The following is a 25,269-nucleotide window of genomic DNA, read 5'->3' on the forward strand; positions in this document are numbered from 1 at the left end:
TCTGTGCACGTTTTTAAAAGCGTAAATTGAAAAAATACGATTAGAATTATAAAATACTAATTAGAAATTGTAAACATAGAAATACGATGAATTATCAAATTGCAATAAAGAGAATAGATACGGTTAATGAAGTAGAGGGATATTGGACTGATGAAGATTTTATTCAGTTATTAGAAAAATTCAACTATCCAGATGGTGCAGCGGCAGAGAAAAGTAGTTTGCCAGAATTATTAGAAATGGCTATCTCCGATTACGAGCCTAACGAAGCAGCCGAAATAGTTTTGGGATATAAATTTAGTGATCGATTAAGCGAAGGGCAAATCGAACAGATATCGCACAATATGTTAATTGACAAGGTTTGTGAAGAATATCCAGAAATAGACATGCAAGGAACTTTGTTTCACATCAATCAGCTGCTTTTTAAAGCATACAACGGAAAATTTCCAAATGCAAAAGCTTCTGTTGTTCATTTCTCTATGACACCAACTGATGGTGAAGCACAAAAGTTGACAGCCGAAAATGTGCTGAAATTATTGAATAATGGCTTGTCTGATAGAAATCTTATTAAGAGATTGTTTGAAGATCAAATGTCTCAAAATATTCCATTTCCAGAAGCAGCAGCTATTGTTTGGGAATTGACAACAAAAGATGATATAAATTATAATCTCGTTACTTCAGAAAACTGGATAAATAAAGAAGATATAACTGAATATGAATTTGAAGCTGTTCTGGAGGATATTGAAGAGGAAGCGTAATTTTAGTTTTCAGTCGCAGTTTTCAGTCGCGGTTTATACTGAAAACTGCGACTGAAAACTGAAAACTATTTCAAGCCTTCTGAAGATTTGTAAACAGCTTCTTTCAAGCTTTCTTTATATGCTATGATTTTGTCTAAAACTACTTTATCATGGCTTCCTATGATTTGTGCTGCAAGAATTCCTGCATTTTTAGCTCCGTTTAAAGCTACAGTTGCAACAGGAACTCCGCCTGGCATTTGTAGAATCGATAATACAGAATCCCAACCATCGATAGAATTACTTGATTTTACAGGAACTCCAATTACAGGAAGTGGCGACATCGAAGCAACCATTCCAGGTAAATGAGCAGCTCCTCCAGCTCCGGCAATAATTACCGAAATGCCGCGATTATGTGCATTTTTACTGAAATCGAATAGTTTTTCTGGCGTTCTGTGTGCCGAAACGATATCTACTTCAACTTCTATATTAAATTGTTTTAATATGTCGATTGCATCTTGCATAACTGGCATGTCTGAGATGCTTCCCATTATAATGGCTACTTTGCTCATTTTATTTTTTATTTAAAGATTAAATGATTGAAGAATTTAAAGAGGAGTGTGATAATTTTTAAATTCTTCAATCTTTAAATTTTTTAATTTATGAAATTACTTTAATAGTATTCTTAACATCTTCAGCAATTCGTCTTGCTTCGTTCATATCTCCATTTACAATGGTAACATGTCCCATTTTTCTGAAAGGACGAGTTTGTTTTTTACCATATATATGTGGTGTAACACCATTCCATCCTAAAATGGTTTCGATGTTTTGATAAACTACATCACCAGAAAATCCTTCGGCTCCAACTAAGTTTACCATAACTCCTGCTACTTTACTATCAGTATTTCCTAACGGAAGATTCAATATCGCACGTAAGTGGTTTTCAAATTGTGATGTATAACTTGCTTCGATAGAATAATGCCCAGAATTATGTGGGCGAGGAGCAACTTCGTTTACTAAGATTTCATCGTCTTGAGTTTGGAACATCTCAACAGCCAAAAGTCCAACGTGGTTAAATTTCTCTGAAACATTAAGTGCAATAGCTCTTGCTTTCTGAGCTACTTTTTCGTCTATTCGTGCAGGGCAAATTACATATTCAACCTGATTTGCTTCTGGATGAAATTCCATTTCAACAACAGGATATGTTTTTATTTCTCCCGATGGATTGCGACAAACGATAACAGCAAGTTCATTCTTGAACGGAACCATAGTCTCGGCAATACATTCTACATTTGGTAGATTATCTAAATCTGATGTTTGACGAATAACTTTTACACCATTTCCATCATATCCAAACTCAGTACATTTCCATACAAAAGGCAATTTTAAATCTTGAATTTTAGCTTTTAAACTTTCCAGATTTTCAAATCTTTCAAATGGAGCAGTAGGAATATTGTTTTTAATGTAAAAATCTTTTTGGATTCCTTTATTCTGAATTCCTTTTAAGGTTTTTGGCGAAGGGTATACTTTTACGCCTTCATTTTCTAGTTTTTCTAGCGCTTCGAGGTTTACAAGTTCGATTTCGAAAGTCAAGACATCTACTTGTTTTCCAAAATTGTAAACAGTTTCAAAATCCATTAAATCCCCTTGAAAGAATTTATTACAGGCAATTTTGCTAGGAGCTTCATCGCTTGGGTCTAAAACATAGGTTTGTATGTCAAATTTGCGAGTGTCAAAAAGTAGCATTTTGCCTAATTGTCCACCGCCTAAGATTCCTAATTTAAAATCAGAAGAAAAATAATTCATTGTTGTGTGTTTGTGATGCGCAAAGATACTTTATAATGATTGAATAGGAAAATGCTATTTTATTTTCTTAAGAACCTCTCTTGCAACTGCTTTATATGCAGCGGTATGATTTGCATAATCCTTAGTTAAGATAATTTGCAATTCGGGATGAATCCAGTCGTAATACTTTCCTAATATGTGTAAAGTTCGCATAGAGTAGGCTTTTGCTGCTACTTTGGTATCGGTAATTAACCAATCAAAATTTGTTTCGATAATATCCTGAAGTTGAGTTTCAGAAAGTGTAATATCTGTTTTTTTATAATGAGAAATAATCAAAAGTTGACAGATTTTGGCAATTGGACGTATGGAACTTTCATCTTTTAATTTTTTCAGATTCGAACAAAAAAAATCAAGATGAGGTTGTAGCCATTCGAGCTTTTCATAAGATACAAATTCTAAAATCCAGCAGGCTTTGTGCGTATTTTTGTCATGAATATCGAAGCAAATCGAAATTAATTCGGGGAAATAATCAGGATTTTCCAAAATAGTTTGCGCCCCTTTAAGTCTGTTTTCTCTGTAAGCATTTACGTAATCAAGATTTTTTTGTAATTCAGAGGACATTGATTTTATTTTTTATTTGGAATTGAGCATCTAAAAATAGGTAATTTAATTTTTAAGCAACACTGTCTATTATGAAATCTTATTTATTTGCAGTTACTTTCCATATCGTATTTCCGCTATCATCATTTACAAGAAGTGATCCGTCTTTCATGACAGTAACTGCCACGGGACGTCCGTAAACTTCTGCTTTGTCTTCGTTAGCTACAAAACCAGTTAAAAAATCTTCAGGTTTTCCAGAAGGCTTTCCGTTAACAAAAGGAACAAAAACAACTTTGTAACCTGCTATTTTTGCTCGGTTCCAAGAGCCATGTTGACCTACGAAAATTCCGTTTTTGTATTTTGCAGGAAAACTATCTTTATTGTAAAATGCCAATCCCAAAGAAGCGGTGTGTGCACCAACAGAAACATCAGGTACAATTGCTTTTGCTGCTAAATCTTTACCTGCACCTTTCATTCTAGGATCAAGAATGTTGCCATAATAAGAATAAGGCCAGCCATAAAATCCATTTAGTTTGACGCTTGTAATATAGTCAGGAACTAAATCGTCGCCTAAATCATCACGTTCATTAACAGCAGTCCAAAGTTCATTATTCACGGGATTCCAATCCATTCCTACTGGATTTCTTAGTCCGGCTGCATAAATTTTTTCGCCAGTTCCATCAGGATTAATTTCTAGAATATTTGCTCGGCGTATTTCTTTATCCATTCCGTTTTCTCCATTGTTGCTTCCTGAACCTACAGAAATGTAGATTTTTGTTCCATCGGCATTTGCAATTAAATTTCTTGTCCAGTGATTGTTGTAACCGCCAGCAGGGAGTTCAAGGATTTTTTCTCCTTGGGATTCTAATTTTAAAGGATTATTTTTATAAGGATAACGATACAATCCATCTGTATTGGCTACATAAAAAAAATCTTTAAGAACTAACATCCCAAATGGTTTGTTGAGATTTTTAAGAAAAACTTCGCGGGTTTCAAATTTTCTGTCTTTATCAGAATCTCTAAAAATTGTAATTTGATTTTTGCTAGTTCTCGTTCCGCTTTCTACTACAAAAATATCATTGTTAGGCGCAATATAGGTCCAACGGGGATTATCGAAACCGTCAGCAAATTTTGTTACCGTAAAACCCTGAGGCGCTATTGGAGTTTTTCCTTCGGGCCATTTGATAACTTTACTACTATTTGTTTTAGATTCGGTGGCGTAGGGAAGAGGTAATGTGATTTCTCCAACTGCCGTTTTTACAATGTTTCCAGATTGATTTGTTGTCGCTTTTTTTTCTTCTTGTTTTGCTTGTCCAATACAAGCTGTCACTAACATTAATAATGATATCGAGAGTATTTGGGAGGTAGTTTTCATTATAGTTTATGGTTAAGATGTTATGAGGTAACAATTTACCGAATTAATGCGTGTTTTTAAAGAATGATTTGTAAATATTTAACATTCAGAAAAAAAATGTATACACTGTATATTTGTTACTTACATTTTGGTTGTAATTCTGTATCTTTGCGCATTATTTTAAATGTAAAAAATAATGATACAACTTCACGATAAACAATTTGTTCCGTTTATTTCGGCTAAAGAAATTGATTTTGCAATTACTAAAATGGTAGCTCAGGTACAAGATGATTTTGGAGATGAAATTCCAATTTTTATTGGTGTGCTAAATGGCTCTTTTATGGTTGTTGCCGATTTTTTGAAAAAATATAAAAAACACTGCGAGGTTACTTTTATAAAAATGGCTTCTTATGAAGGAACAGAAACTACTCATGATGTAAAGCAATTAATAGGTTTAAATCAAGATTTAACAGGGAGAACAGTAATTATCATTGAGGATATTGTTGATACTGGGAATACCTTAGTTGAACTTAAAGAGATGTTTAAAAAACAAAATGTGAAGCATTTAAAAATTGCTACTTTGTTCTTTAAGCCAGAAGCCTATAAAAAAGATATTAAGATTGATTATATCGGAATTCGAATTCCAAACAAATTTATTGTTGGTTACGGTTTAGACTACGATGGTTTGGGAAGAAATTTGGGAGAGGTATATAAATTAGCGGAATAAACTAGAACCAAAAACCAAAGAATTATAAATTAACTATTCACTTTAAACTTCTTTAAAAATAAAAAAGGAAGTACGACACAACACACAAACTATGATTAATATTGTTTTATTTGGAAAACCTGGAGCAGGAAAAGGTACTCAGGCAGAATTTTTAAAAGAAAAATATAAATTAACGCATCTTTCAACTGGAGATATTTTTCGCTTTAATTTAAAAAATGATACAGATTTAGGTAAGAAAGCAAGAGTTTTTATGGACAATGGTGAATTAGTTCCTTGCGAAGTTACTACTGCAATGTTAATAGATGAAGTGAATAAACATCCAGGTACTGAAGGATTTTTGTTTGACGGTTATCCAAGAACATTAGATCAAGCAAGAGCTTTGGATAAATTTTTGCCAACAATTGGATCTAGTGTAACTGCAACAATCGCTTTAGAAGCTGATGATGAAATTCTGGTAGCGCGTTTATTAGAAAGAGGAAAAACTAGTGGTAGAGCTGATGATCAGGATGAAGAAAAAATTCGTGTAAGATATCAGGAATATAATGAAAAAACTGCTCCATTAATAGGGTATTATAAAGAACAAAATAAATTCCACGCTGTAAACGGTATCGGGTCTATTGAAGAAATAACTGAGCGTTTGACAAGTGTAATTGATAATTTGTAATAAAAGAAAATAGTTTAAAGTTTAAGGTTTGAAATTTGCCTAAGTAATATTTATTTGGGCAAATTTTAGGCTTTAAACTTTAAATGTTTAAATATAAAAATGGAGATACTAATAATATTTTTTCTAATAATTTTAAATGGGGTTTTCTCAATGTCGGAGATCGCATTGATTTCGGCAAGGAAGAATAGATTAGAGACAGCTGCCAAAAAAGGAAATAAAAGTGCCAAAATTGCTCTTGATTTAGCTAATTCCCCAAATAAGTTTTTATCTACTGTACAAATCGGAATTACCTTAATAGGAATTTTGACAGGTATTTATAGTGGTGATAAAATCACGATGGATGTTGAGGCTTTTGTTAGCAAATTTGAAGTTTTTCAACCTTATGCGCATTCTGTTGCTGTAGGGATTGTAGTCGTGGTTTTAACTTTCTTTTCTCTTGTTTTGGGTGAGTTGTTGCCTAAAAGAATTGGATTGAATCATCCTGAAGCTATTGCTAAAGCGGTGGCTTTGCCAATGAAGATTATTTCGATTATTACGGCTCCGTTTATTTGGTTGTTGACCAACTCGACAGATTTTTTATTGAATGTTTTGCAAATAAAACCTACTGCCGATGGTAAAGTTACCGAAGAAGAAATAAAAGCTATTATTAAAGAAGGTACAGAGGGTGGTGAAGTACAGGAGATAGAACAAGATATTGTGGAACGTGTTTTTCATATCGGTGATAGAAAAGTTAACTCGTTAATGACGCATAGAAAATCAGTGGTTTTTTTACCATTAAATTCAGATAAACAGCGTGTAAAAGAATTAATTCTAGAAGATTTACACTCCATTTATCCTGTTTATACAGAGAACTATGATGATATTTCGGGAGTTGTTAACTTGAAAACAATTTTTGCCAATATTGAAAAAGAAGATTTCAGTTTAGCTTCTATAATGACCGAAGCTCCTTTTATAATGGAGCAAACTACGGCTTATAAAGCATTAGAGAATTTTAAGAAAACGGGAATACATTATGCTTTCGTTTCTGATGAATATGGAATTTTTCAAGGGATTATAACATTAAATGATATTCTGGAAGCTCTTGTAGGAGACGCTGCCGATTTTTATAAAGACGAATTTCAGTTAATAGAAAGAGAAGATGGAACTTGGTTGGTCGATGGACATTATTCATTGCATGATTTCCTAACTTATTTTGAGTTAGATGAATTAATTAATGATTATGAAGTTACAACAGTAAGTGGTTTAATAATGACTGAATTATCTCGTATCCCTAAAGAAGGAGAGAAATTAATTTGGCAAAAGTTTGAGTTGGAAGTCATCGATATGGATGGCGTAAAGATTGATAAAGTATTAATAAAAGCATTAAAAGGTTAACATTAAAATAGTTTTCAGTTACAGTTTTCAGTCGTAGTTTGCGATGAAAACTGTAACTGCGACTGAATACTAAGAAATATGACAGAGGGAAATTTTGTAGATTACGTTAAAATATTTGTTTCTTCCGGTAAAGGAGGAAAAGGTTCTACGCATTTACATAGAGAGAAGTTTATTGAAAAAGGTGGTCCAGATGGTGGAGATGGTGGTCGTGGAGGTCATGTTTTTTTAGTTGGGAATAAAGGACTTTGGACTTTGTTTCATTTAAAGTTTGCTCGTCATATTAAAGCTGGACACGGTGGAGACGGTGGAGGTGACAGAAGTACTGGAGCAGATGGTGATGATAAATTTATTGAAGTGCCGTTAGGAACGGTTGTAAAAGATAAAGAAACAGGCGAAACCTTGTTTGAAATTACGGAACACGGAGAAAAACAAATCCTTTCAAGAGGAGGAAAGGGTGGTTTAGGGAACTGGCATTTTAGAAGTTCAACAAACCAAACGCCTAGATATGCACAACCAGGTTTACCAGGTGTAGAAATGGATGTAATCCTGGAGCTTAAAGTTCTTGCCGATGTAGGATTAGTTGGTTTTCCTAATGCTGGAAAATCTACTTTATTATCGGTATTAACATCTGCAAAACCTAAAATTGCAGATTATCCGTTTACTACATTAAAACCAAATTTAGGAATTGTAGCTTATAGAGATTTTCAATCTTTTGTAATTGCTGATATTCCTGGAATTATAGAGGGTGCTGCAGAAGGAAAAGGTTTAGGTCATTATTTCCTGCGTCATATAGAACGTAATTCGACTTTATTGTTTCTTGTTCCTGTAGATACACCAGACATTAAAGCAGAGTACGATATTTTGGTTAATGAATTAACAAAGTATAATCCTGAAATGCTAGATAAAGAGCGTTTGTTGGTAATTTCTAAATGCGATATGCTGGATGATGAGCTTAAAGCTGAGCTAAAGGTTGAGCTTGATGTTGCTTTTAAAGATATACCATATATGTTTATATCTTCTGTTGCGCAGCAGGGACTATCAGAATTGAAAGATAAATTGTGGAAAATGTTGAATGATTAATATCTGTAACGGAAATATCATAAAATAAAAAAACCACCAATTGGTGGTTTTTTATTTTATGGGGCAAGGTGTTTTTACAAACTGAAGTTTTTAGAAATACCAATGTTCATTGTTTTTCCAAAATTTAATCCAATACGTTCTTGTCTTGGGTCATTTTTTCCATCAATGTTGTCATAGTTAAGTCCTCCTATAGAGAAATTTAAACCAAAACCTCTTTTCATGTTTATGAATAAAGCTGGAGTAATGTAAGCGTACATTCCTTTTGCATCATTTATAGAGTTTTGTTGGTAACCAGATCCTATGTCAGCAAAAATTGCAAACGTTTCGTTTAATGGTCTAGAGTAACGAACAAATGCTCCAATTTTTTGATTGTCAGAATTGTCAGCAAGGTCATTATGAATACTTCCAATAGTAGCATCTACTCCTGCAGTCCAGTTTTCAGAAAACTGATAACCGAATCTTGGAGAGAATTCAAAAGATTCTTTTTTAGCTTCTCCAACTTTATCAGAAGAATATCCAACATTTCCTCCTACAAGGATTGAACCTTTTTGTGCTGTAGCCATTGCAGAAACAACTAAAGCAATACATAATAGTAATTTTTTCATCTCTAATATAAATTTAATTTATGCAAAAGTATATATTTTTTTATAAGAAATTGATTATGAGTAATTTATTTTTAATAAATTATTTATTACATATTTAATTATGAAATAAAATGAATATATGAAGATAGAATTGTTTTTGATTCTGCGAAATTCATAAATATTAGGTAGGATTTGATTGATATGTTTATTTTAAGGATTGTGGTTAGATGTTTAATTGTGAAAATGCACTATATTCGCAGAACTAAAAATATTTAATACGTATGAAAAAAATAATTTTATTTTTGACAATGTGCCTTATGGCTTTTCCTGTGAGAGCAGATGAAGGAATGTGGTTCTTGATGTTTATTGAGAGATTAAACCATAGAGATATGCAGAAGATGGGCTTACAACTTACATCCGAAGAAATCTACAGTATCAACAACCATAGTTTGAAAGATGCTATAGTTCAGTTTAACGGAGGATGTACTGCCGAAATCGTTTCTAAAAACGGTTTAGTGTTAACAAACCACCACTGTGGATATGATGCTATTGCAGAACTTTCTACTGAAGAACAGAATTACTTAAAAAATGGTTTTTGGGCAAAAGATAAAAGTGCCGAAATGAAACCAAAATCATTATATGTTCGTTTCTTCGTTCGTATGGATGATGTTTCTAAAAGAATTTTATCTAAAGTAGATGATAAAATGACTGAAGCAGAAAGAAACAAAGTTATTCAACAAGAAATTGCTTTAATCGAGAAAGAAAATAATGAAGGAGGAAAATATACTGTTTCAGTTCGTCCATTCTTTCAAGGAAATGAATACTACTATTTTGTATACCAAGATTACAAAGATGTACGTTTAGTAGGAACACCACCAGAAAGTGTTGGAAAATTTGGAGGAGATACTGATAACTGGGAATGGCCACGTCATACGGGAGATTTCTCTATGTTTAGAGTATATGCTGATAAAGACGGAAATCCTGCAGAATATTCTAAAGATAATGTGCCTTTACAACCAAAACATTACTTACCAGTAAGTTTAAAAGGAGTTAAAGAGAATGATTTTGCTATGATTTTAGGTTATCCAGGAAGAACAAACCGTTGGATGCCAGCTGGAGGAATTGAGCAAAACATTAAGTATGCTTATCCTGCTTGGGTTGAAGGTGCAAAAACTGGAATGGACCAAATGAAAAAGTATATGGACAAAGATGCAACAGTTCGTTTGCAATATGCGTCTAAATATGCTTCGACAGCAAACTACTGGAAAAACCGTCAAGGTATGATTGATGCTTTAACAAAAGCAGGAACAGTAGCTACTAAAACAGAACAAGAAGATAAGTTCTACGAATGGGCTACTAAACCAGAAAATAAAGAAAAATACGAAAATGTAATTCCGACTATTAATGGTTATTATAGAGAAACGAATTTAAAAGCGACTCACGATAATTACTTAACTCAACTTTTGCGTACTTCTAGCTATGCAACGGGACCATCAAATTTAGGAAATGCATTGATTGCTTACTATAAAGAGAATGATGCTAAAAAGGCAGAAATGTTACCTAAGATTAATGCTTTAATTGAAAGTATTTATGGTGAATTTTATGCGCCACTTGAAAAAGACGTGTTAGCTGCTCAATTAAATTTATACGCTTCTAAAGCAACTGAGTATGGTTTAGCTCCACAAATAGCTAAAATGAAATCTGAGAATAATGGTGATTTTACTGCAGATGTTACTAAAGCAACTGAAATAAGTTATTTTACATCTAAAGATAAAGTATTAGCATTTATGGCAGATCCAAAACCATTGGCGATTGTACACGATCCATTGTATATTATCTCTAATGATTTGTTAACTAAATACCGTACAAAAACAGACGGACAATTAAAAGCTGATGATAGTTTTGCAATTGCTTACCGTGAATTGGTAGAAGGTTTAAGAGTGTCTAAATTAAACACAATTAAATATCCAGATGCTAACTCTACTTTAAGATTAACTTACGGAAAAGTTCGTGCTTTGCCAGAAGATAAGAGAAATGATGCTAAAGTTAATAATTATACTACAATGGCCGGAATGGTTAAAAAGTATAAAGCAGGAGATCAGGAATTTGACTTACCAGCTAGATTATTAGAATTAAACAAAGCAAAAGATTTTGGTCAATATGCAGATAAAGCTGGATATATGCCAGTAAACTTCTTAACAGATAATGATATTACAGGAGGAAATTCAGGTTCGCCAGTTCTTAACGGAAAAGGAGAATTAATCGGAATTGCTTTTGATGGTAATATTGAAGCTATGGCTGGAGATGTTATTTTTGATCCTAAATTACAAAGAACTATCAATGTTGATATTCGTTATGTACTTTGGATTATCGATAAATATGCAGGAGCAAAACACATTGTTGATGAAATGACAATTGTGAAATAGTTTGATTTATTTCTAAAAGTAAACCCGACAAGTTTTTGAAGCTTGTCGGGTTTTTTTATGTTTAAAAATGGGCTTCGACTTCGCGCAGCCTGACAAAAAAATATGGTGTCTTATTTTGGAATTTGGATTTTTTATATTGGAATTTTAAAACTTTTGTTAATTAACCTTTACACGAATTCCTTTGCTATGACTTGAAAATTCTGGAGCATACATACTTTCGATTGTAGAAATTCCATTAGAGAAGTTACCGCCATTGTTTACTCTAATATCATATTCCAGTACATAAGTTCCTTTATTTACCTTATCAAAGAAAAAGTGTGTTGCGGCATCTTTTGTACTCATATAATAACCCAATCGATCTTTGTATTTATATTCTGAAAGAACATTTACAGGTTCAAAACAAGAAGCTCTCATGTCTTTTAAGTGAACGAATTCCATATCTTCTTTGGACGAAATGATTAATCTTACCGTAATTAAATCACCGATTTTTAAAGGAGATTTTGTTGTGATTTTCTGTAATTGATCTCCGTCAACTGTTTTTGTTTTGATGTATAATTCTTTAGAAACAGATAAAGTTGTATTTGGGTTTGTTTTAATTTTATCTAAATCTTCAAAATACTGCCAATACACGCCTCCAAAACCTGGAACTTTTGATTTGTTTTCTATTTTTACAGAAGCCATTTCTTTTTTTACTTCATCAGCTTTCCAGTTGAGTTTGATATAGCCAGTTGCAGCTTCTTTTTCGTTTTCAGTTAATTTTTTGGTTAGGATTTTTTCGTCCCCAATTTTAATAACAGTATTATCTTTTACGCTTAACCAATCATTGCCTTGCATTAATAAAGCATAAACGGCTTCGGTAGTCGATTTTGTAGTCGGCCAGTTTTTGGTTTGTTTATTTTTTAGCAGCCAGACTTTCATTGCATCTACAGATTTGGTGTCATTATTTACTTCGGCGAAAGCCTCGATTAATAAAGCCTGAGTTTCTATAGGTGCCTGATACCAATACCATCCCGATTTATTCGCAATCCAGTACATTCCCCAATCGTCATTATTGGAAGCTGTTTCTTTCAGGCTTTCGATGATTTTTTTAGCTGTTTCACTTTCTCCGAAGCGATTTAGGGTTAAAGCAGCTAATCCTTTTTCGTAAAGGGAATATTTTAGCCAATCTTTTTTAGTTGTTTCTAAGTACAATTTGGTTGCTTTTTTCAACGTGTCAGAAAGCGGATAATTATCTAAATAAAAACTTCTGGTATAGAGATAATGTAAATCAGAATAAGGATTAATCCAGATTAGTTTACTGGTTGCTTTTAAGCTTTTAGTTTGAGTTTTATAGTATTCTAAAAACTTGTTATCTAAAAACGGAATTCCGGTTTTGGTAATAGCATTAATTTTTTCATCATTATCTTTAGTTTTATTTAATTTAGATAAATGACCTAAACCTGCCAAAATGTGTCTTGTGATATACTCGCTTTCGTCACTTCCGTCAAACCATGAAAATCCTCCAGATGTTTTTTGCTTTTGTTTTAGTTTATCAAAAGTAGCTTCTTGAGAAGTTTTCATTTTCTCCAAATCAAATAAAAGCGCTAGATTCTTTTTCTTTTCTTCTTCGCTTTGTGCATCATTTAGCCAAGGAGTTTCTGCCAGAATAATTGATTTTAGTTCTTCGTTTTCTTCTAATTTTGAATTCAGTTTTCCATTCTTTCTCCAATCTTCAAAAACAGTTGCAATTTTCGGATTACTCGAAATAATTTGAGAAGCCAAAGTATTGGCATAAAAACGAGCAAAAGTCTGTTCAGCACATTCGTGCTCATATTCCATTAAATAGGGTAAAGACTGTATGGCAATCCATGCAGGATTTGATGTATATTCTAATGTAAGTTGGTGATTTTTTAAAGTTGTAGAAATATTGTTCTTTAAATTCTCAAGCGTATACTCTTTGGTTGAATTTTCTCGAACCCAAATTGGGATGCTTTCAGTAACCAACATATTATTAGTTAAAACAGGAAGGATGTTTTCTTCTCCATCAGAGAAGTTGCCTGATTTAGCCAGAATTTTATATTGTACGCCTTGTAAACCTTCCGGAATCGAAATTGTCCAACTTGCCGTTGTATTTCCAAATGCACCAACAGTAAAGTTTTTAACGTTTTTTGCATTCAGCATTTTTACATCTATTGGTTGCATAGTTGTAGCATCATAAAACTGTAGAATTGCAATTCCGGTTTTAGCTTCTGCGGTAACATTTGATATTTTAGTACTGATAACAATAGTGTCTTTTTCTCTTAAGAAACGTGGGAAATTCGGTAAAACCATCAGTTCTTTTTGAGTAATAACAGTTTTTTCTAAATAACCTGAAACAGCATCTTTGTTATGTGCCAATAATCGAAGTTTCCAAGCAGTTAAAGCTTCGGGAGAAGTAAAATTGAAGCTTACTTTTCCGCTAGCATCAGTTTTTAAATTAGGGTAAAAGAAAGCTGTTTCCGAAAGGTTCTTTCTTGCTTTTACTTGAGTTAGTTCTTCTAGAGCATTTTTTGTTGTAATGATTATTACACCATTAGCAGCTTTACTTCCATAAAGAGCAATTGCTTGGGGAGCTTTTAAAACATCCATAGAAAGAATGTCGCTAGGGTTAAGGTTTTTAATAGAGTTTTCGGATACAACTTCACCATCGAGTATATATAAAAGATTACTATTTGGGTCAAGAGAACCAGCTCCTCTTATTGATATTCCTTTTATTATTCCCGATAATGTGTCTGCAGTATTATATACTTGATTATCTGCTTCAACTTGAAGGCTTTCTGAATTGACTTTTGTAACGGCAGAAGTAAGCGATCTTTTTTCTCTTTTAATACCATACGCAGTAACTACAACTTCTTGTAAACTCTGTGAAGCTTCCTTTAAAATAATATCAATGTTTTTTTTGTTTTGTATAATAATTGATTGACTATCGTATCCTATAAATGAAAAGACTAATTCTTCACCATTTACAGCTTCAATCTCGTAATAGCCATCGAAATCAGAACTGGTGCTTCTCTGAGTATTTTTAATGGTGATTGATACGCCTGGGATTGGCAAGCCTGTGTTGTCTGAGATGACTCCAGAAATCATTTTAGCGTTTAAAGGTTTTTTGATTTTTTTATTGAGTTGTCTTTTATATTCTCTTTGAAGATATAAGGCGCTATTACTGTTGTTGAAATCAAATCCGAACCAAATTAATTTAATGCTTTCGTTTTTAAAATCTATACGATTTGAGGGATTATTCAAATTAGAAAGGGTAACGTTGATTTTTTCAAACCCTAACAGTGATTTGTAGGTATTTCCATTACTATATTCATCAAAAGTTAAACCATTCCATTCTTTCGTGCTAAATTGATCTAGAGAGCTATCATACATTGATGCGAGTACTTCGGATTCCTTTTTAGTATTAATACCTTTCAATTTGAAAGACCAGTTTTCATTGCTTCCTGGTTGTATCTTACTTCTAAATGTTTCTACATTAAATTTTAATTGTGGATTTTCAGTTTTTAGAAATACAGAAAGATTAGAACTAAATCTTTCATTTTCGAATATGCTTTCAAAGGTGATGCTTACCGCATTTTGAAAATCTTTTTTCAAAGGAATTTTAATTATGGTTTCGTTGTTTAGAAGATGATAAGTCTCTTCATGAAAAGTGGAGCTATTGTAGTTTCCAGTTGCAGTGATATACAATTCAGGAATAACAGATGAAAGTTTTATTAATGCAAAGCCATCTTTTTTTGCGTCTGTATTAATTTGTTGTACAGTAAATAATTTACTAGCATCAAATTTGTCTTTGCTTTGTGTTAGTTCAAAATTTGAAACATCTTCGATAAGATTATTAAAGTTGTCTTTTGCTGAAAAAATAATTTTATAACTTCCAGATTTGTAATTTGAAATAAAATCTAAAGGAATAATCTTATCTTTTTCGGTATCAATATTTTTTGAAAAGACTAAGGTTTCAGGTGTTGTTTCTTTTAAATTTTGATTGTTTTCGTAAGGAAATGATTTTTCAAAATCTTGAGAAGAGATTCCTTCAATATCTGGCTGAGGAAAAATTCTTCCTTTAAATTTAGATGATTGTGGGTTGATAAAATATATCTTCAATTCGCCTTTTACAGCTAGAAACTCACCATTTAAGTTGGTGCTGTTAAGTTTGATTTCGTTTTTGTTTTTGGTTTCAATTTCAGGAGTAATTAAAGCTTTAAGTTCTAAATTATGATAACCCACTTTTAGAGTCGTTTCAGATTCATGTGTTTCGCCATTTATATCTGTAACATTAGCGATTATTTTGTAATTAAAAATAGGGAGTTGTTCTTTTATTGCGTTTTTAGAAGGCTGTGCAATAAATTCAATTATAAATTTTCCTGAAGCATCAGTTTTAGTCTCTCCACTAGCAATAATTTCATTTTGTTCTTGGGAATAATAGTTTCTAAAATAATTAGTGTATCTACTTACTGTATAAGTTACGTTTGCATCAGAAATGTTACTTCCTGCAAAAGCTTTTGCATTACCCTTTATCTTTATTGATTGGTTAAGTTGGAAGCTTTCCTTTTTAGGCTCAAAAGTGACTTCAAATTTTGGACGTTTGTATTCCTCAACTCTAAACTCGATTTGAGAGTCTTCAAAAATAGCATTGTCCCAAAATGGATGCTCATCTTCTTTTTTGTTGTAAACTGCATCATTTTCATAATCATCTGGTTCTTCGGTTTTTATTTTGTAGTTTCCAGTAAGACCTGTTTTAGGGAGTACAAATTCGCCAGAAAAAGAGCCAAATTCATTTGTAGTCACATCAAAATTTTTGAATTCGTTATCGTCGGCATCTTCAATTATTATGGCAAATTTTGTATTTGCAATGACAGATGTTTTTTGTTTTATTTTCTGAACAGCTATTCCTTTGTAATATACAGTTTGCCCAGGACGGTAAATGGCGCGGTCTAGATAAAATTCAATTTTTCCCTTAGAAGCTTCTTTATCTTCTGATGAATACTCGTTATTATAGTATAGGTAGTTTTTTTTAATCGAGAGGGTATCACTTGTGTTATATAAATTTATAACCTCATAAGTTGAATTGTCCTTTGGTTTATTAAAAACGGCAACACCGTCCTTATTGGTTTTGATGTTGAAAGTTGATGATTGGATGGTTACATTTTCTAATGGTTTTCCTGTTTTTCTGTCTAAAACCTGATAGATTTCTGATTTAATATTTTGCGATGCTAAAACAGCTAGGTTTGAAATTGTAATGGTTTCAAAAGTAAAAGCTTTCCTGTCTTTTGAATCGGATTCGCTTTCAAAATAGGCCAAATATGAACCCGTTTTTAGTTGAGGAAGTAGTACTTCAGTTGAATATTCTAAAAAATCCTTTTTATTGGTAAGAGAATAAGATTTTGTAATAATGGGCTGTTTGTTTTTAATAATGAAGTTTTTTACACTATCTCTTTTTGAATTATATCTTTCTAATTCAGAAATTTGATTTTGTGTTACTTGATAAAATGAAATTTTAAAATTTTCAACATTTTTGTATCGTATAAATGCTCGTGTACTTTCATTGTTATAACCGTATTTTTGAAGCTCTACATTTAAAGTTTTATTTAAAATAATTTCTTTTTTTTGGATAGCTAATTTGTAGGCATTCGAACGATTGTTTGTCTTTAGGACGCTATCTAAAGTTACAATTGCTTGAATGTTATAATCGGGATGGTCTTTTTTGGAGACATTTTCAGATAAATAAGAAGCTTTTTCTAATTGGATTTTTTGGATTAAAAGTAGGTCAGTTGAGTTTTTTTGAAGAGATATTAATGCCTGAAAATAGTCGTTATCTGAATTTATTAAATATTGTTTACAAAATTGAATTCGTTGCCATAAGTTTTCTGCATCAGGATTGTTTGCTTCTTGTTTTTGATATAATTTTAAAGACAATTTTAAATTTTCGTTTATTACAAAGTCAAAATTCAGCTTTAAAAAAGTGTTTGATTTTCCTAATAAATCTTTTTTGTAAGGTGAAAAATCGCTTTTTTGGATTTCCCATTGGCGAATTTTTTGTGTGTAAATTGCTATGTTTTCTGATATGACATAGTCTAATAAACTCAAGGCTCTGAACTTGTCTATAGTTGAATAATCAAAAAGGGGTTCGTAATTTATTAAAAGAGTATTCTTTAAAAGTGTTTCGTTTTCCAAAGAGTTTTTTAGAGCTAGACTAATTTGATCTGTAAAGTTGTCTTTGGTCCATGTCAAAAAATCTTCATCTAGGAAAGTAACATTTGATCTTTGGTTAATTTTATATTCATTACGACTATAATAATTATTCAAACATTTAGCATAAACTAAATTTAAAATTGCTTTTGATGGGATTGATGCTCGATTGATTTCAAATTTCAAGTTATTCAAAATCTTTGATTGAGCATTTTCGTCAACGACCTGTAGGTATTTTGAGTTATAAAAAAAGCATTTTATAATTTGTACTTCGTCTTTATTAGCAACTGCCTTTTTATAGATTTTAGTAACAATTTCATTAGCAGTTTTTATTTTGCCGAGATCTTCATTTTCAATTACTTTATTCCAGTTTTTTTCATATTGTTGCCCAAATATTGAGGTAGAAATTAGAAATAAGACAAAATAGATATTCTTCATAAAAACTGGTTTAGTATTATTTTAAAAGATTGATGTAGTATTGAAAATAAATCTCGTACAAATTACTAATTTATACTTAAAAAGAAATGATACGTTTTATATTTCCACTATTTTTGAAGAATGAAACAAATAATAATTGTCTTTCTTTTGCTTCCGACCCTAATATGGTCGCAATCTAATTTTGAGAAAGCGCAAAAGTTATTTGAAGCGCAGAAATTTGATAAAGCTGAAACACTTTTTGAATCAGTTTTAAAGGAAAAACCGTCAGATTTAAAAACAATTGAATATTTAGGAGATATAGCTACTCAGAATAAAGAATGGGATCAAGCTGTTGGGTATTATAAAAAATTAAAGCAACTAAAGCCATCTGGAGCTAACTATTTCTATAAATATGGAGCGGCTTTAGGGATGAAAGCTCTTGGAGTAAGTAAATTTAAGGCTTTTGGAATGATAGATGAAGTAAGAGGTTCGTTTGAACAAGCAATCGTACTTAACCCGAAACATATAGAAGCACGTTGGGCACTTATAGAATTAAATTTGCAATTGCCTGGAATTGCTGGTGGTAGCCAGAGTAAAGCTATAAAATATTCAGATGAATTGTTAAAATTGTCACCGATAGATGGCTATTTGTCAAGAGGGCATATTGATGAATATTTTAAAAGATATTCGGATGCAGAACGACAATATAAACATGCCATTATTGTAAGTAAATCAAAAGCCAGTTATCTAATGCTTGCCAATTTGTATCAGAAAAAAATGAATCAACCTGAAAAGGCCAAAACAATTTTGGAAGAATACAAACAGAATCAGCATTAACTAATTGATCAATAATAAATAAACGAATAACCGAACAAACTAAAATGAGAACACATTTTATCGCCATAGGTGGGAGTGCAATGCACAATCTGGCATTAGCATTACACAATAAAGGATATCAAGTTACAGGAAGTGATGATGCAATTTTCGAACCTTCGAAATCACGCTTGGAGAAAAAAGGAATCTTGCCTCTGGAAATGGGTTGGTTTCCTGAAAAAATTACTTCAGATATCGAGGCAGTAATTTTAGGAATGCACGCTAAGGCAGATAATCCAGAATTGCTAAAAGCTCAAGAATTAGGATTGAAAATTTATTCTTATCCGGAGTTTTTATATGAACAATCAAAGAATAAAACACGTGTTGTTATTGGTGGTTCTCACGGAAAGACTACAATAACCTCGATGATTTTACACGTAATGCATTATCATAATATCGAGGTCGATTATATGGTTGGAGCACAATTAGAAGGATTTGATACAATGGTGCATCTTACCGAAGAGAATGATTTTATGGTTCTGGAAGGAGATGAATATTTATCTTCACCTATAGATAGAAGACCTAAGTTTCATTTATATCAACCAAATATTGCTTTGATTTCAGGAATTGCTTGGGATCATATCAATGTTTTTCCTACTTATGAGAACTATGTAGAACAGTTTGAAATTTTTATTGAAAAAATTACAAACGGTGGGATATTGGTCTATAACGAAGATGACTCTGAAGTGAAACGTGTGGCAGAATCAGCTACGAACCCAATTAGAAAATTACCATATCATACACCAAATTATACGGTAAGCGATGGAGTAACACTTCTTGAAACGCCTGAAGGAAATATGCCTATTGAGGTTTTTGGAGCTCATAATTTGAACAACTTAGCTGGAGCAAAATGGATTTGCCAAAATATGGGTGTAGATGAAGCCGATTTTTATGAAGCAATTGCTAGTTTTAAAGGTGCATCTAAACGATTAGAAAAAATAGCAGAAGCAAAGAATAGAGTAGCTTATAAAGATTTTGCACATTCACCAAGCAAAGTTGCAGCAACAACAAAAGCAGTAAAAGAGCAATACCCAAATCGTAAATTAGTAGCTTGTTTAGAGTTGCATACGTATAGTAGTTTAAATGCTGACTTCTTAAAAGAATATGAAGGAGCTTTAGAATATGCAGATGTTGCTGTTGTTTTTTATTCGCCAGATGCAGTAAAAATAAAACAATTAGAAGAAGTTACTTACGAACAAATTGCTATAGCCTTTAATCGTAAAGACTTGATTATTTACACGAATCCAAAAGATTTTAAAGATTACTTATTCAATTTAGATTTAGAAAATTCGGCATTGTTATTAATGAGTTCTGGGAATTATGGAGGATTGAACTTTGATGATGTAAAAGGATTAATTACAATATTATAATGTTAATGGAAGAAAGTTCTTTTATATCTATATCCAATTGGTCTGAAGACGATAAGCCACGTGAAAAATTGATGCTAAAAGGCAAAGATGTTTTAAGTGATGCCGAACTAATCGCTATTTTGATTGGTTCAGGAAGTAAAAATGAATCGGCTGTTGATTTGAGTAAAAGAATTCTTTCTAGTGTAGATAATAATCTAAATGCTTTAGGTAAATTATCAATTACACAATTAATAGGCTTTAAAGGAATAGGTGAGGCTAAGGCTATTTCGATTTTAGCCGCAACAGAATTAGGACGACGCAGAAGGGCAGAGGATGTTGTAGATTTAATCAAGATTACATCGAGTAAAGTAGTTTTTGAAATCATGCAACCTATCATTGGAGAATTACCACATGAAGAGTTTTGGGTTGTGTTTTTAAATAATTCAAATAAAGTTATTTCAAAATCACAATTGAGTAAAGGAGGAATTACTGGAACTCTTGTAGATGTTAGGTTGGTTTTTAAAATGGCACTTGAAACAGGAGCAACTTCATTGATTTTATGTCATAATCACCCTTCTGGATCATTAATTCCTAGTGAACAAGATAAAGAAATTACAAAAAAGCTTAAATTGGCAGGCGAAAGCTTAGATATTAAAGTGTTAGATCATATTATAATTATTGAAACTGGATATTACAGTTTTTTAGATGAAGGAATTTTTTAAGAATGAAAAATAATACCATAATTACAGATGTTTTTTTTGATTTAGATCATACGCTTTGGGATTTTGATAAAAATTCTGAATTAGCATTTGAAAGTATTTTGAAAAAAAATCACCCAACAATTGAAATCAATGCTTTTATAGAAAAGTATATTCCAATAAATCAGGCTTGTTGGAAATTGTATCAAAATGATGAAATTTCGCATATAGAACTACGTTATAATAGACTAAAGCATACTTTTGATGCTTTAGATTACGTTGTTTCAGATAGTTTAATTGATGAAATGGCCGAAGAGTATATTCAGTTATTACCATTAAATAATTATCTTTTTGATGGAGCAATTGAAATTTTAGAATACTTAAAAGATAAATACAGATTGCATATCATTACAAACGGATTTGCAGATGTCCAGTATAAGAAAATATCAAATTCAAACATTGAAACCTACTTTCAGACAATAACAAATTCTGAAAATGCAGGGGTAAAGAAACCTAATCCTATCATTTTTGAATATGCCTTGAATTCTGCTAATTCTAAAAAAGAAAACAGCATCATGATTGGAGATTGTTTGGATGCCGATGTTCAAGGAGCTTTAAATGCCGGACTTGATGTAATCTTCTTCAATGATAAAAAAGTAGAAGCACAACATAACATTAAACAAATAAACCATTTATTAGAACTTAAAAATTACTTATAAAATTATGAAAACAAAAATCTTATTATTACTTATATTTATTTCAAGCTATGGCTTTTCTCAGTCAGTGAATGATTACAAAGCAGTAATTATTCCGTTGAAATATGATTTTATGAAAACTGATAATCAATATAGATTAGCTACGCTTACCAAGTTTAATTTAAATAAAGCAGGTTTCGAAGCATTTTATGCTAATGACGCAATTCCGCAAGACTATAACAGATGTGATTTGTTAAATGTAGATGTTATTAGAGATAATGGTTTTTTGGTAACAAAACTGTATGTAGTATTTAAAGATTGTTACGGAAAAATTGTTTTTACATCAGATATAGGAAAGAGTAAAACCAAAGATTTTGATGGAGCATATTCTGAAGCCTTAAATCAAGCTTTTTTATCAATTAATGCATTGCATTATAAATACAATGGAACAAAAGCTACGACAACTAATAATCAAACTTCAGTGAATAATCAGGTTGCAGTTGCTCCTGTTGCTGTAACAACCAATGCTGCAGTTGTTAATACAGTTGTAAACAATAATGATCCTAATTTATTGTATGCGCAACCTACAGAAACAGGTTATCAATTAATCGATAAAACGCCAAAAGTAGTTATGAAATTAATGAAAACGTCTCGTCCAGATTCTTTCATCGCTATAAAAGGAGATATTCAAGGTTCTCTAAATGCTAAAGACAACGAATGGTATTTTGAATACTATAAAAATGATAAATTAGTTTCAGAAAAAGTAATCGTAAAATTCTAAACTAATTTTATACGGAGTTAATAACCGTATTTATCTTTCCAACGATTCCTCAAAAATTCCCGGTTGCTATTCTCTCTAGAATTGTTGCCGGGATTATATATTACAGTCTCAGATAATGCGTCTGGTAAAAATTCTTGCTCAGCAAAATTATTTGCATAATCATGCGAATATTTATAATCATCTCCATAACCTAATTCCTTCATTAACTTAGTTGGAGCATTACGTAAATGTATCGGAACAGGTAAATCTCCAGTTTGTTTTACTAACTGCTGCGCATTACCAATTGCCATGTAGGATGCGTTGCTTTTAGGCGAAGTTGCCAAATAAATAGCACACTGACTTAGTATTATCCTGCTTTCAGGATAACCAATCGTAGCAACAGCCTGAAAAGTATTGTTTGCCATTATAAATGCGGTAGGATTTGCATTTCCTATGTCTTCACTCGATAGAATAAGCATTCTTCTCGCAATAAATTTTACATCTTCACCACCTTCAATCATTCTGGCTAACCAGTAAACAGCACCGTTAGGATCGCTTCCGCGTATCGATTTTATAAATGCCGAAACGATATCATAATGTTGTTCACCGCTTTTGTCATACAAAACAGTATTTTGTTGTACAAGTTCAAAAACACGATCGTTGGTTATGGTTATTTCATCATCTGGCGATGCGTTTATGACCAATTCAAAAATATTTAGTAGCTTTCTTCCATCGCCTCCGGAAAGTCTCAATAAAGCTTCAGTTTCTTTTAAGTTTATTTTTTTTGAAGCCAAGACAACATCTGTTTTCATGGCGCGATGCAATAATAATTCCAAATCACTTTTTGTAAAAGCATTCAAAATATAAACTTGACATCGGGAAAGTAAAGCGGGAATTACTTCAAAACTTGGGTTTTCGGTTGTTGCGCCAATAAGTGTAATCCAGCCTTTTTCAACAGCAGCCAAAAGTGAATCTTGTTGGGACTTACTAAAACGATGAATCTCATCAATAAACAAAATCGGATTTTTAGCTGTAAATAAACCACCGCTTTGTTTCGCTTTTTCTATAACATCACGAATATCTTTTACCCCCGAATTTATAGCGCTTAATATATAAAAAGGACGTTTAGATTCTTGTGCTATGATTTGTGCCAAAGTTGTTTTTCCAGTTCCAGGTGGTCCCCAAAACAGCAATGAAGGAATAATTCCTTTTGCGATTTGTTGAGTTAGTGAACCGTTTGGTCCAACCAAATGACTCTGACTAACGTAGTCTTCTAATTTCTGAGGTCTTATACGTTCTGCTAATGGTGCTTCCATTTTGTAAAATTACTATTTTCAATTTTAATTTATTGCCACATTTAGTTTTTTTAGGAGCTTTTCCAGCTCTTCACTATATCTTTATTGTTGCAAAAGAAGCAACAATAAAGGATACCGTTGCGATCTGGGCTAAAAAGGTATTTAATTGCTGCATTGGAGTCTGACAAAATAGCATTAAATTTATTTTGGATAAATTTTTGACTTGAATTTAGATGTTAATCATAATCATATACAATAGTGGAAAAAGATTTCAAATTTACCAATTCGGTTATTGCGCTACCATTATTTTCTGTGCTGCTCTTATGGATTGTATATTGGTTGCAAATTCGTTATGATTTTGATTTTTATGAACACGGAATTTATCCAAGAACATTCACAGGTTTAGAAGGTGTAATATTTAGTCCTTTTATTCACGCCGATATTAGCCATTTGTATAATAACTCCATACCATTACTAGTTTTACTAGCAGCACTTCAGTTTTTTTATCCAAAACAAACTATTCCTGTAATTGTTTACGGAATATTATTTTCAGGATTAATTACTTGGGTTATTGCAAGACCTAATTATCATATTGGAGCAAGCGGATTAATATATGTTTTGGTAAGTTTTATCTTTTTTAAAGGAATTCAAACAAAATATTACCGCTTGGTTGCTTTGTCGCTTTCAGTGATTATGCTTTATGGAGGCATGATTTGGTATGTTTTTCCCGAAGTAGATGCTTCAATCTCTTGGGAGGGGCATTTGGCTGGTTTTATAACAGGATTTGTAATGTCGATACAATTTAAAACTCCCGAGTATCAAAAGCCTCTTTTGTATGATTGGCAGCAACCAGATTATAATCCAGAAGAGGATGATTTTATGAAGCATTTTGATGAAAATGGAAATTTCGTCAATACCGAAATTCCTGAAGAAGCACCATATTTTTATTCCGATGTTTTAGTAGAGTATACCGTTGTAAATCGTGATGAATCAGATGATAATCTCTAATTATTAGTTCATTGCTAAAACTTATTTTTTTAATGAGTATTTTTGTTAGAATAATTTAATTCTTTCAAAAACTCTGGATATGAAAAAGATAAGTTTATTAGTAGGATGTTTATTGTCGATGCCAATGGTTTTTGCGCAATGTGAAATCCATAATCGAATCCAGGCAGATGGTTCTATGTTTTATTATATTAAACCGACTCCATTTTATACCACAGAATCAAAATCTTTAAAAATAAATATTGTAACCGATAAAGAGAATTATTTTATTGCTTTGCAACCAACTCCATTTCCTCCAAAAGAAGTGGGGCATAATATAAAAGATGATTTAACGTTGGAATTATCAAACAAGATAAAATATAAATTAAAGCATTATGATACGCAATACTTAAAGCAAGATTCTATTTTGCAAGTGTTGTATATAATTGACAAAAATAATTTAAAAGCATTTTCAACTTACGAAGCCGTTACTGCTAGTATTAATATGGAAGGAACAGAGTTTGTCAGGGATTATGACTTTAAGCTACATAAAAGTGCCATCATAGAACAGTTAAATTGTTTTCTTAAAGAAGTGGAGAAATAATAAATAGTAATTGACTATTTTTTTTGAATAGCTTGTATAAAAAAACCATCCCAAATTTGGGATGG

Annotated in this window: 20 protein-coding genes; 13 read left to right on the forward strand and 7 right to left on the reverse strand. The window is 31.9% G+C overall.

Going from position 1 to position 25,269, the window contains the following annotated elements:
- Positions 1-86: 86 nt before the first annotated feature.
- A complete protein-coding gene (locus B8T70_RS01070; protein ID WP_086893612.1) occupies positions 87-755 on the forward strand; it encodes a hypothetical protein in 669 nt (222 codons plus the stop codon).
- Between the two features lie 65 nt (positions 756-820).
- Here B8T70_RS01070 and purE read toward each other — a convergent pair whose 3' ends face one another.
- The 4 genes from purE to B8T70_RS01090 form a co-directional block, all read right to left on the reverse strand.
- Entirely contained in the window at positions 821-1,303 is a 483-nt protein-coding gene (gene purE, locus B8T70_RS01075) for a 5-(carboxyamino)imidazole ribonucleotide mutase (protein ID WP_086893613.1), read from the reverse strand.
- 88 nt (positions 1,304-1,391) lie between these two features.
- A complete protein-coding gene (locus B8T70_RS01080; RefSeq protein WP_086893614.1) occupies positions 1,392-2,537 on the reverse strand; it encodes a 5-(carboxyamino)imidazole ribonucleotide synthase in 1,146 nt (381 codons plus the stop codon).
- 54 nt (positions 2,538-2,591) lie between these two features.
- Positions 2,592-3,137 carry a hypothetical protein gene (locus B8T70_RS01085; protein WP_086893615.1) on the reverse strand — a complete coding sequence of 182 codons (546 nt, stop codon included), beginning with the start codon at positions 3,135-3,137 and terminating at the stop codon, positions 2,592-2,594.
- A gap of 79 nt (positions 3,138-3,216) precedes the next feature.
- A complete protein-coding gene (locus B8T70_RS01090) occupies positions 3,217-4,491 on the reverse strand; it encodes a sorbosone dehydrogenase family protein (RefSeq protein WP_086893616.1) in 1,275 nt (424 codons plus the stop codon).
- 175 nt (positions 4,492-4,666) lie between these two features.
- On the opposite strand from B8T70_RS01090, the gene hpt reads away from it, so the two are divergent.
- The 4 genes from hpt to obgE all read left to right on the forward strand — a co-directional run bounded on the left by hpt (position 4,667) and on the right by obgE (position 8,315).
- Entirely contained in the window at positions 4,667-5,197 is a 531-nt protein-coding gene (hpt, locus tag B8T70_RS01095; protein WP_039111759.1) for a hypoxanthine phosphoribosyltransferase, read from the forward strand.
- Positions 5,198-5,288: 91 nt separating this feature from the next.
- Complete coding sequence (locus B8T70_RS01100; protein WP_086893617.1) at positions 5,289-5,861, forward strand: adenylate kinase; 573 nt, start codon at positions 5,289-5,291, stop codon at positions 5,859-5,861.
- A 99-nt stretch (positions 5,862-5,960) separates the two neighbouring features.
- Positions 5,961-7,235, forward strand: coding sequence for a hemolysin family protein (locus B8T70_RS01105; protein WP_082001760.1), 1,275 nt, complete (start codon positions 5,961-5,963; stop codon positions 7,233-7,235).
- 78 nt (positions 7,236-7,313) lie between these two features.
- Positions 7,314-8,315 carry a GTPase ObgE gene (gene obgE / locus B8T70_RS01110; protein ID WP_039111756.1) on the forward strand — a complete coding sequence of 334 codons (1,002 nt, stop codon included), beginning with the start codon at positions 7,314-7,316 and terminating at the stop codon, positions 8,313-8,315.
- 74 nt (positions 8,316-8,389) lie between these two features.
- Here obgE and B8T70_RS01115 read toward each other — a convergent pair whose 3' ends face one another.
- Positions 8,390-8,920 carry an outer membrane beta-barrel protein gene (locus B8T70_RS01115; RefSeq protein ID WP_086893618.1) on the reverse strand — a complete coding sequence of 177 codons (531 nt, stop codon included), beginning with the start codon at positions 8,918-8,920 and terminating at the stop codon, positions 8,390-8,392.
- Between the two features lie 260 nt (positions 8,921-9,180).
- Here B8T70_RS01115 and B8T70_RS01120 point away from each other — a divergent pair, with 260 nt between their 5' ends.
- Positions 9,181-11,325: a S46 family peptidase gene (locus tag B8T70_RS01120; RefSeq protein ID WP_086893619.1), complete on the forward strand. Its 2,145-nt coding sequence runs from the start codon at positions 9,181-9,183 to the stop codon at positions 11,323-11,325.
- A 156-nt stretch (positions 11,326-11,481) separates the two neighbouring features.
- Here the strand turns inward: B8T70_RS01120 and B8T70_RS01125 are convergent, their stop codons facing one another.
- The gene (locus B8T70_RS01125; RefSeq protein WP_086893620.1) at positions 11,482-17,967 is read right to left on the reverse strand and encodes a carboxypeptidase-like regulatory domain-containing protein; all 6,486 of its coding nucleotides are present in this window, start codon (positions 17,965-17,967) and stop codon (positions 11,482-11,484) included.
- A gap of 120 nt (positions 17,968-18,087) precedes the next feature.
- Here B8T70_RS01125 and B8T70_RS01130 point away from each other — a divergent pair, with 120 nt between their 5' ends.
- From B8T70_RS01130 to B8T70_RS01150, 5 genes are read left to right on the forward strand one after another with little or no spacing between them, the layout of a single operon-like run.
- Positions 18,088-18,783: a lipopolysaccharide assembly protein LapB gene (locus B8T70_RS01130; RefSeq protein WP_086893621.1), complete on the forward strand. Its 696-nt coding sequence runs from the start codon at positions 18,088-18,090 to the stop codon at positions 18,781-18,783.
- A gap of 44 nt (positions 18,784-18,827) precedes the next feature.
- Positions 18,828-20,189, forward strand: coding sequence for a UDP-N-acetylmuramate--L-alanine ligase (gene murC / locus B8T70_RS01135; RefSeq protein WP_039117303.1), 1,362 nt, complete (start codon positions 18,828-18,830; stop codon positions 20,187-20,189).
- Between the two features lie 5 nt (positions 20,190-20,194).
- A complete protein-coding gene (gene radC / locus B8T70_RS01140) occupies positions 20,195-20,890 on the forward strand; it encodes a DNA repair protein RadC (protein ID WP_086893631.1) in 696 nt (231 codons plus the stop codon).
- A 2-nt stretch (positions 20,891-20,892) separates the two neighbouring features.
- Positions 20,893-21,585: a YjjG family noncanonical pyrimidine nucleotidase gene (locus B8T70_RS01145; protein WP_039117302.1), complete on the forward strand. Its 693-nt coding sequence runs from the start codon at positions 20,893-20,895 to the stop codon at positions 21,583-21,585.
- A 4-nt stretch (positions 21,586-21,589) separates the two neighbouring features.
- Entirely contained in the window at positions 21,590-22,342 is a 753-nt protein-coding gene (locus tag B8T70_RS01150; protein ID WP_039117301.1) for a hypothetical protein, read from the forward strand.
- Positions 22,343-22,359: 17 nt separating this feature from the next.
- Here the strand turns inward: B8T70_RS01150 and B8T70_RS01155 are convergent, their stop codons facing one another.
- Positions 22,360-23,637: a replication-associated recombination protein A gene (locus tag B8T70_RS01155; RefSeq protein ID WP_039117300.1), complete on the reverse strand. Its 1,278-nt coding sequence runs from the start codon at positions 23,635-23,637 to the stop codon at positions 22,360-22,362.
- A 234-nt stretch (positions 23,638-23,871) separates the two neighbouring features.
- Here B8T70_RS01155 and B8T70_RS01160 point away from each other — a divergent pair, with 234 nt between their 5' ends.
- On the forward strand, positions 23,872-24,624 hold the full coding sequence (locus B8T70_RS01160) for a rhomboid family intramembrane serine protease (RefSeq protein ID WP_086893622.1): 753 nt from the start codon (positions 23,872-23,874) through the stop codon (positions 24,622-24,624).
- A 79-nt stretch (positions 24,625-24,703) separates the two neighbouring features.
- Entirely contained in the window at positions 24,704-25,204 is a 501-nt protein-coding gene (locus tag B8T70_RS01165) for a hypothetical protein (protein ID WP_086893623.1), read from the forward strand.
- Positions 25,205-25,269 lie beyond the last annotated feature (65 nt).

Source organism: Flavobacterium sp. AJR (assembly GCF_002156885.1).
GTDB lineage: Bacteria > Bacteroidota > Bacteroidia > Flavobacteriales > Flavobacteriaceae > Flavobacterium.

What these genes read in the sequence shown, in the direction of transcription:
- B8T70_RS01115 (WP_086893618.1), bottom strand. Translation starts at nt 8,920, where the DNA reads ATGAAAAAATTACTATTATGTATTGCTTTAGTTGTTTCTGCAATGGCT.
- purE (WP_086893613.1), bottom strand. Translation starts at nt 1,303, where the DNA reads ATGAGCAAAGTAGCCATTATAATGGGAAGCATCTCAGACATGCCAGTT.
- obgE (WP_039111756.1), top strand. Translation starts at nt 7,314, where the DNA reads ATGACAGAGGGAAATTTTGTAGATTACGTTAAAATATTTGTTTCTTCC.
- B8T70_RS01090 (WP_086893616.1), bottom strand. Translation starts at nt 4,491, where the DNA reads ATGAAAACTACCTCCCAAATACTCTCGATATCATTATTAATGTTAGTG.
- B8T70_RS01100 (WP_086893617.1), top strand. Translation starts at nt 5,289, where the DNA reads ATGATTAATATTGTTTTATTTGGAAAACCTGGAGCAGGAAAAGGTACT.
- murC (WP_039117303.1), top strand. Translation starts at nt 18,828, where the DNA reads ATGAGAACACATTTTATCGCCATAGGTGGGAGTGCAATGCACAATCTG.
- B8T70_RS01070 (WP_086893612.1), top strand. Translation starts at nt 87, where the DNA reads ATGAATTATCAAATTGCAATAAAGAGAATAGATACGGTTAATGAAGTA.
- B8T70_RS01105 (WP_082001760.1), top strand. Translation starts at nt 5,961, where the DNA reads ATGGAGATACTAATAATATTTTTTCTAATAATTTTAAATGGGGTTTTC.
- B8T70_RS01130 (WP_086893621.1), top strand. Translation starts at nt 18,088, where the DNA reads ATGAAACAAATAATAATTGTCTTTCTTTTGCTTCCGACCCTAATATGG.
- B8T70_RS01165 (WP_086893623.1), top strand. Translation starts at nt 24,704, where the DNA reads ATGAAAAAGATAAGTTTATTAGTAGGATGTTTATTGTCGATGCCAATG.
- B8T70_RS01150 (WP_039117301.1), top strand. Translation starts at nt 21,590, where the DNA reads ATGAAAACAAAAATCTTATTATTACTTATATTTATTTCAAGCTATGGC.
- hpt (WP_039111759.1), top strand. Translation starts at nt 4,667, where the DNA reads ATGATACAACTTCACGATAAACAATTTGTTCCGTTTATTTCGGCTAAA.
- B8T70_RS01080 (WP_086893614.1), bottom strand. Translation starts at nt 2,537, where the DNA reads ATGAATTATTTTTCTTCTGATTTTAAATTAGGAATCTTAGGCGGTGGA.
- B8T70_RS01155 (WP_039117300.1), bottom strand. Translation starts at nt 23,637, where the DNA reads ATGGAAGCACCATTAGCAGAACGTATAAGACCTCAGAAATTAGAAGAC.
- B8T70_RS01125 (WP_086893620.1), bottom strand. Translation starts at nt 17,967, where the DNA reads ATGAAGAATATCTATTTTGTCTTATTTCTAATTTCTACCTCAATATTT.
- B8T70_RS01120 (WP_086893619.1), top strand. Translation starts at nt 9,181, where the DNA reads ATGAAAAAAATAATTTTATTTTTGACAATGTGCCTTATGGCTTTTCCT.
- radC (WP_086893631.1), top strand. Translation starts at nt 20,195, where the DNA reads ATGGAAGAAAGTTCTTTTATATCTATATCCAATTGGTCTGAAGACGAT.
- B8T70_RS01145 (WP_039117302.1), top strand. Translation starts at nt 20,893, where the DNA reads ATGAAAAATAATACCATAATTACAGATGTTTTTTTTGATTTAGATCAT.
- B8T70_RS01085 (WP_086893615.1), bottom strand. Translation starts at nt 3,137, where the DNA reads ATGTCCTCTGAATTACAAAAAAATCTTGATTACGTAAATGCTTACAGA.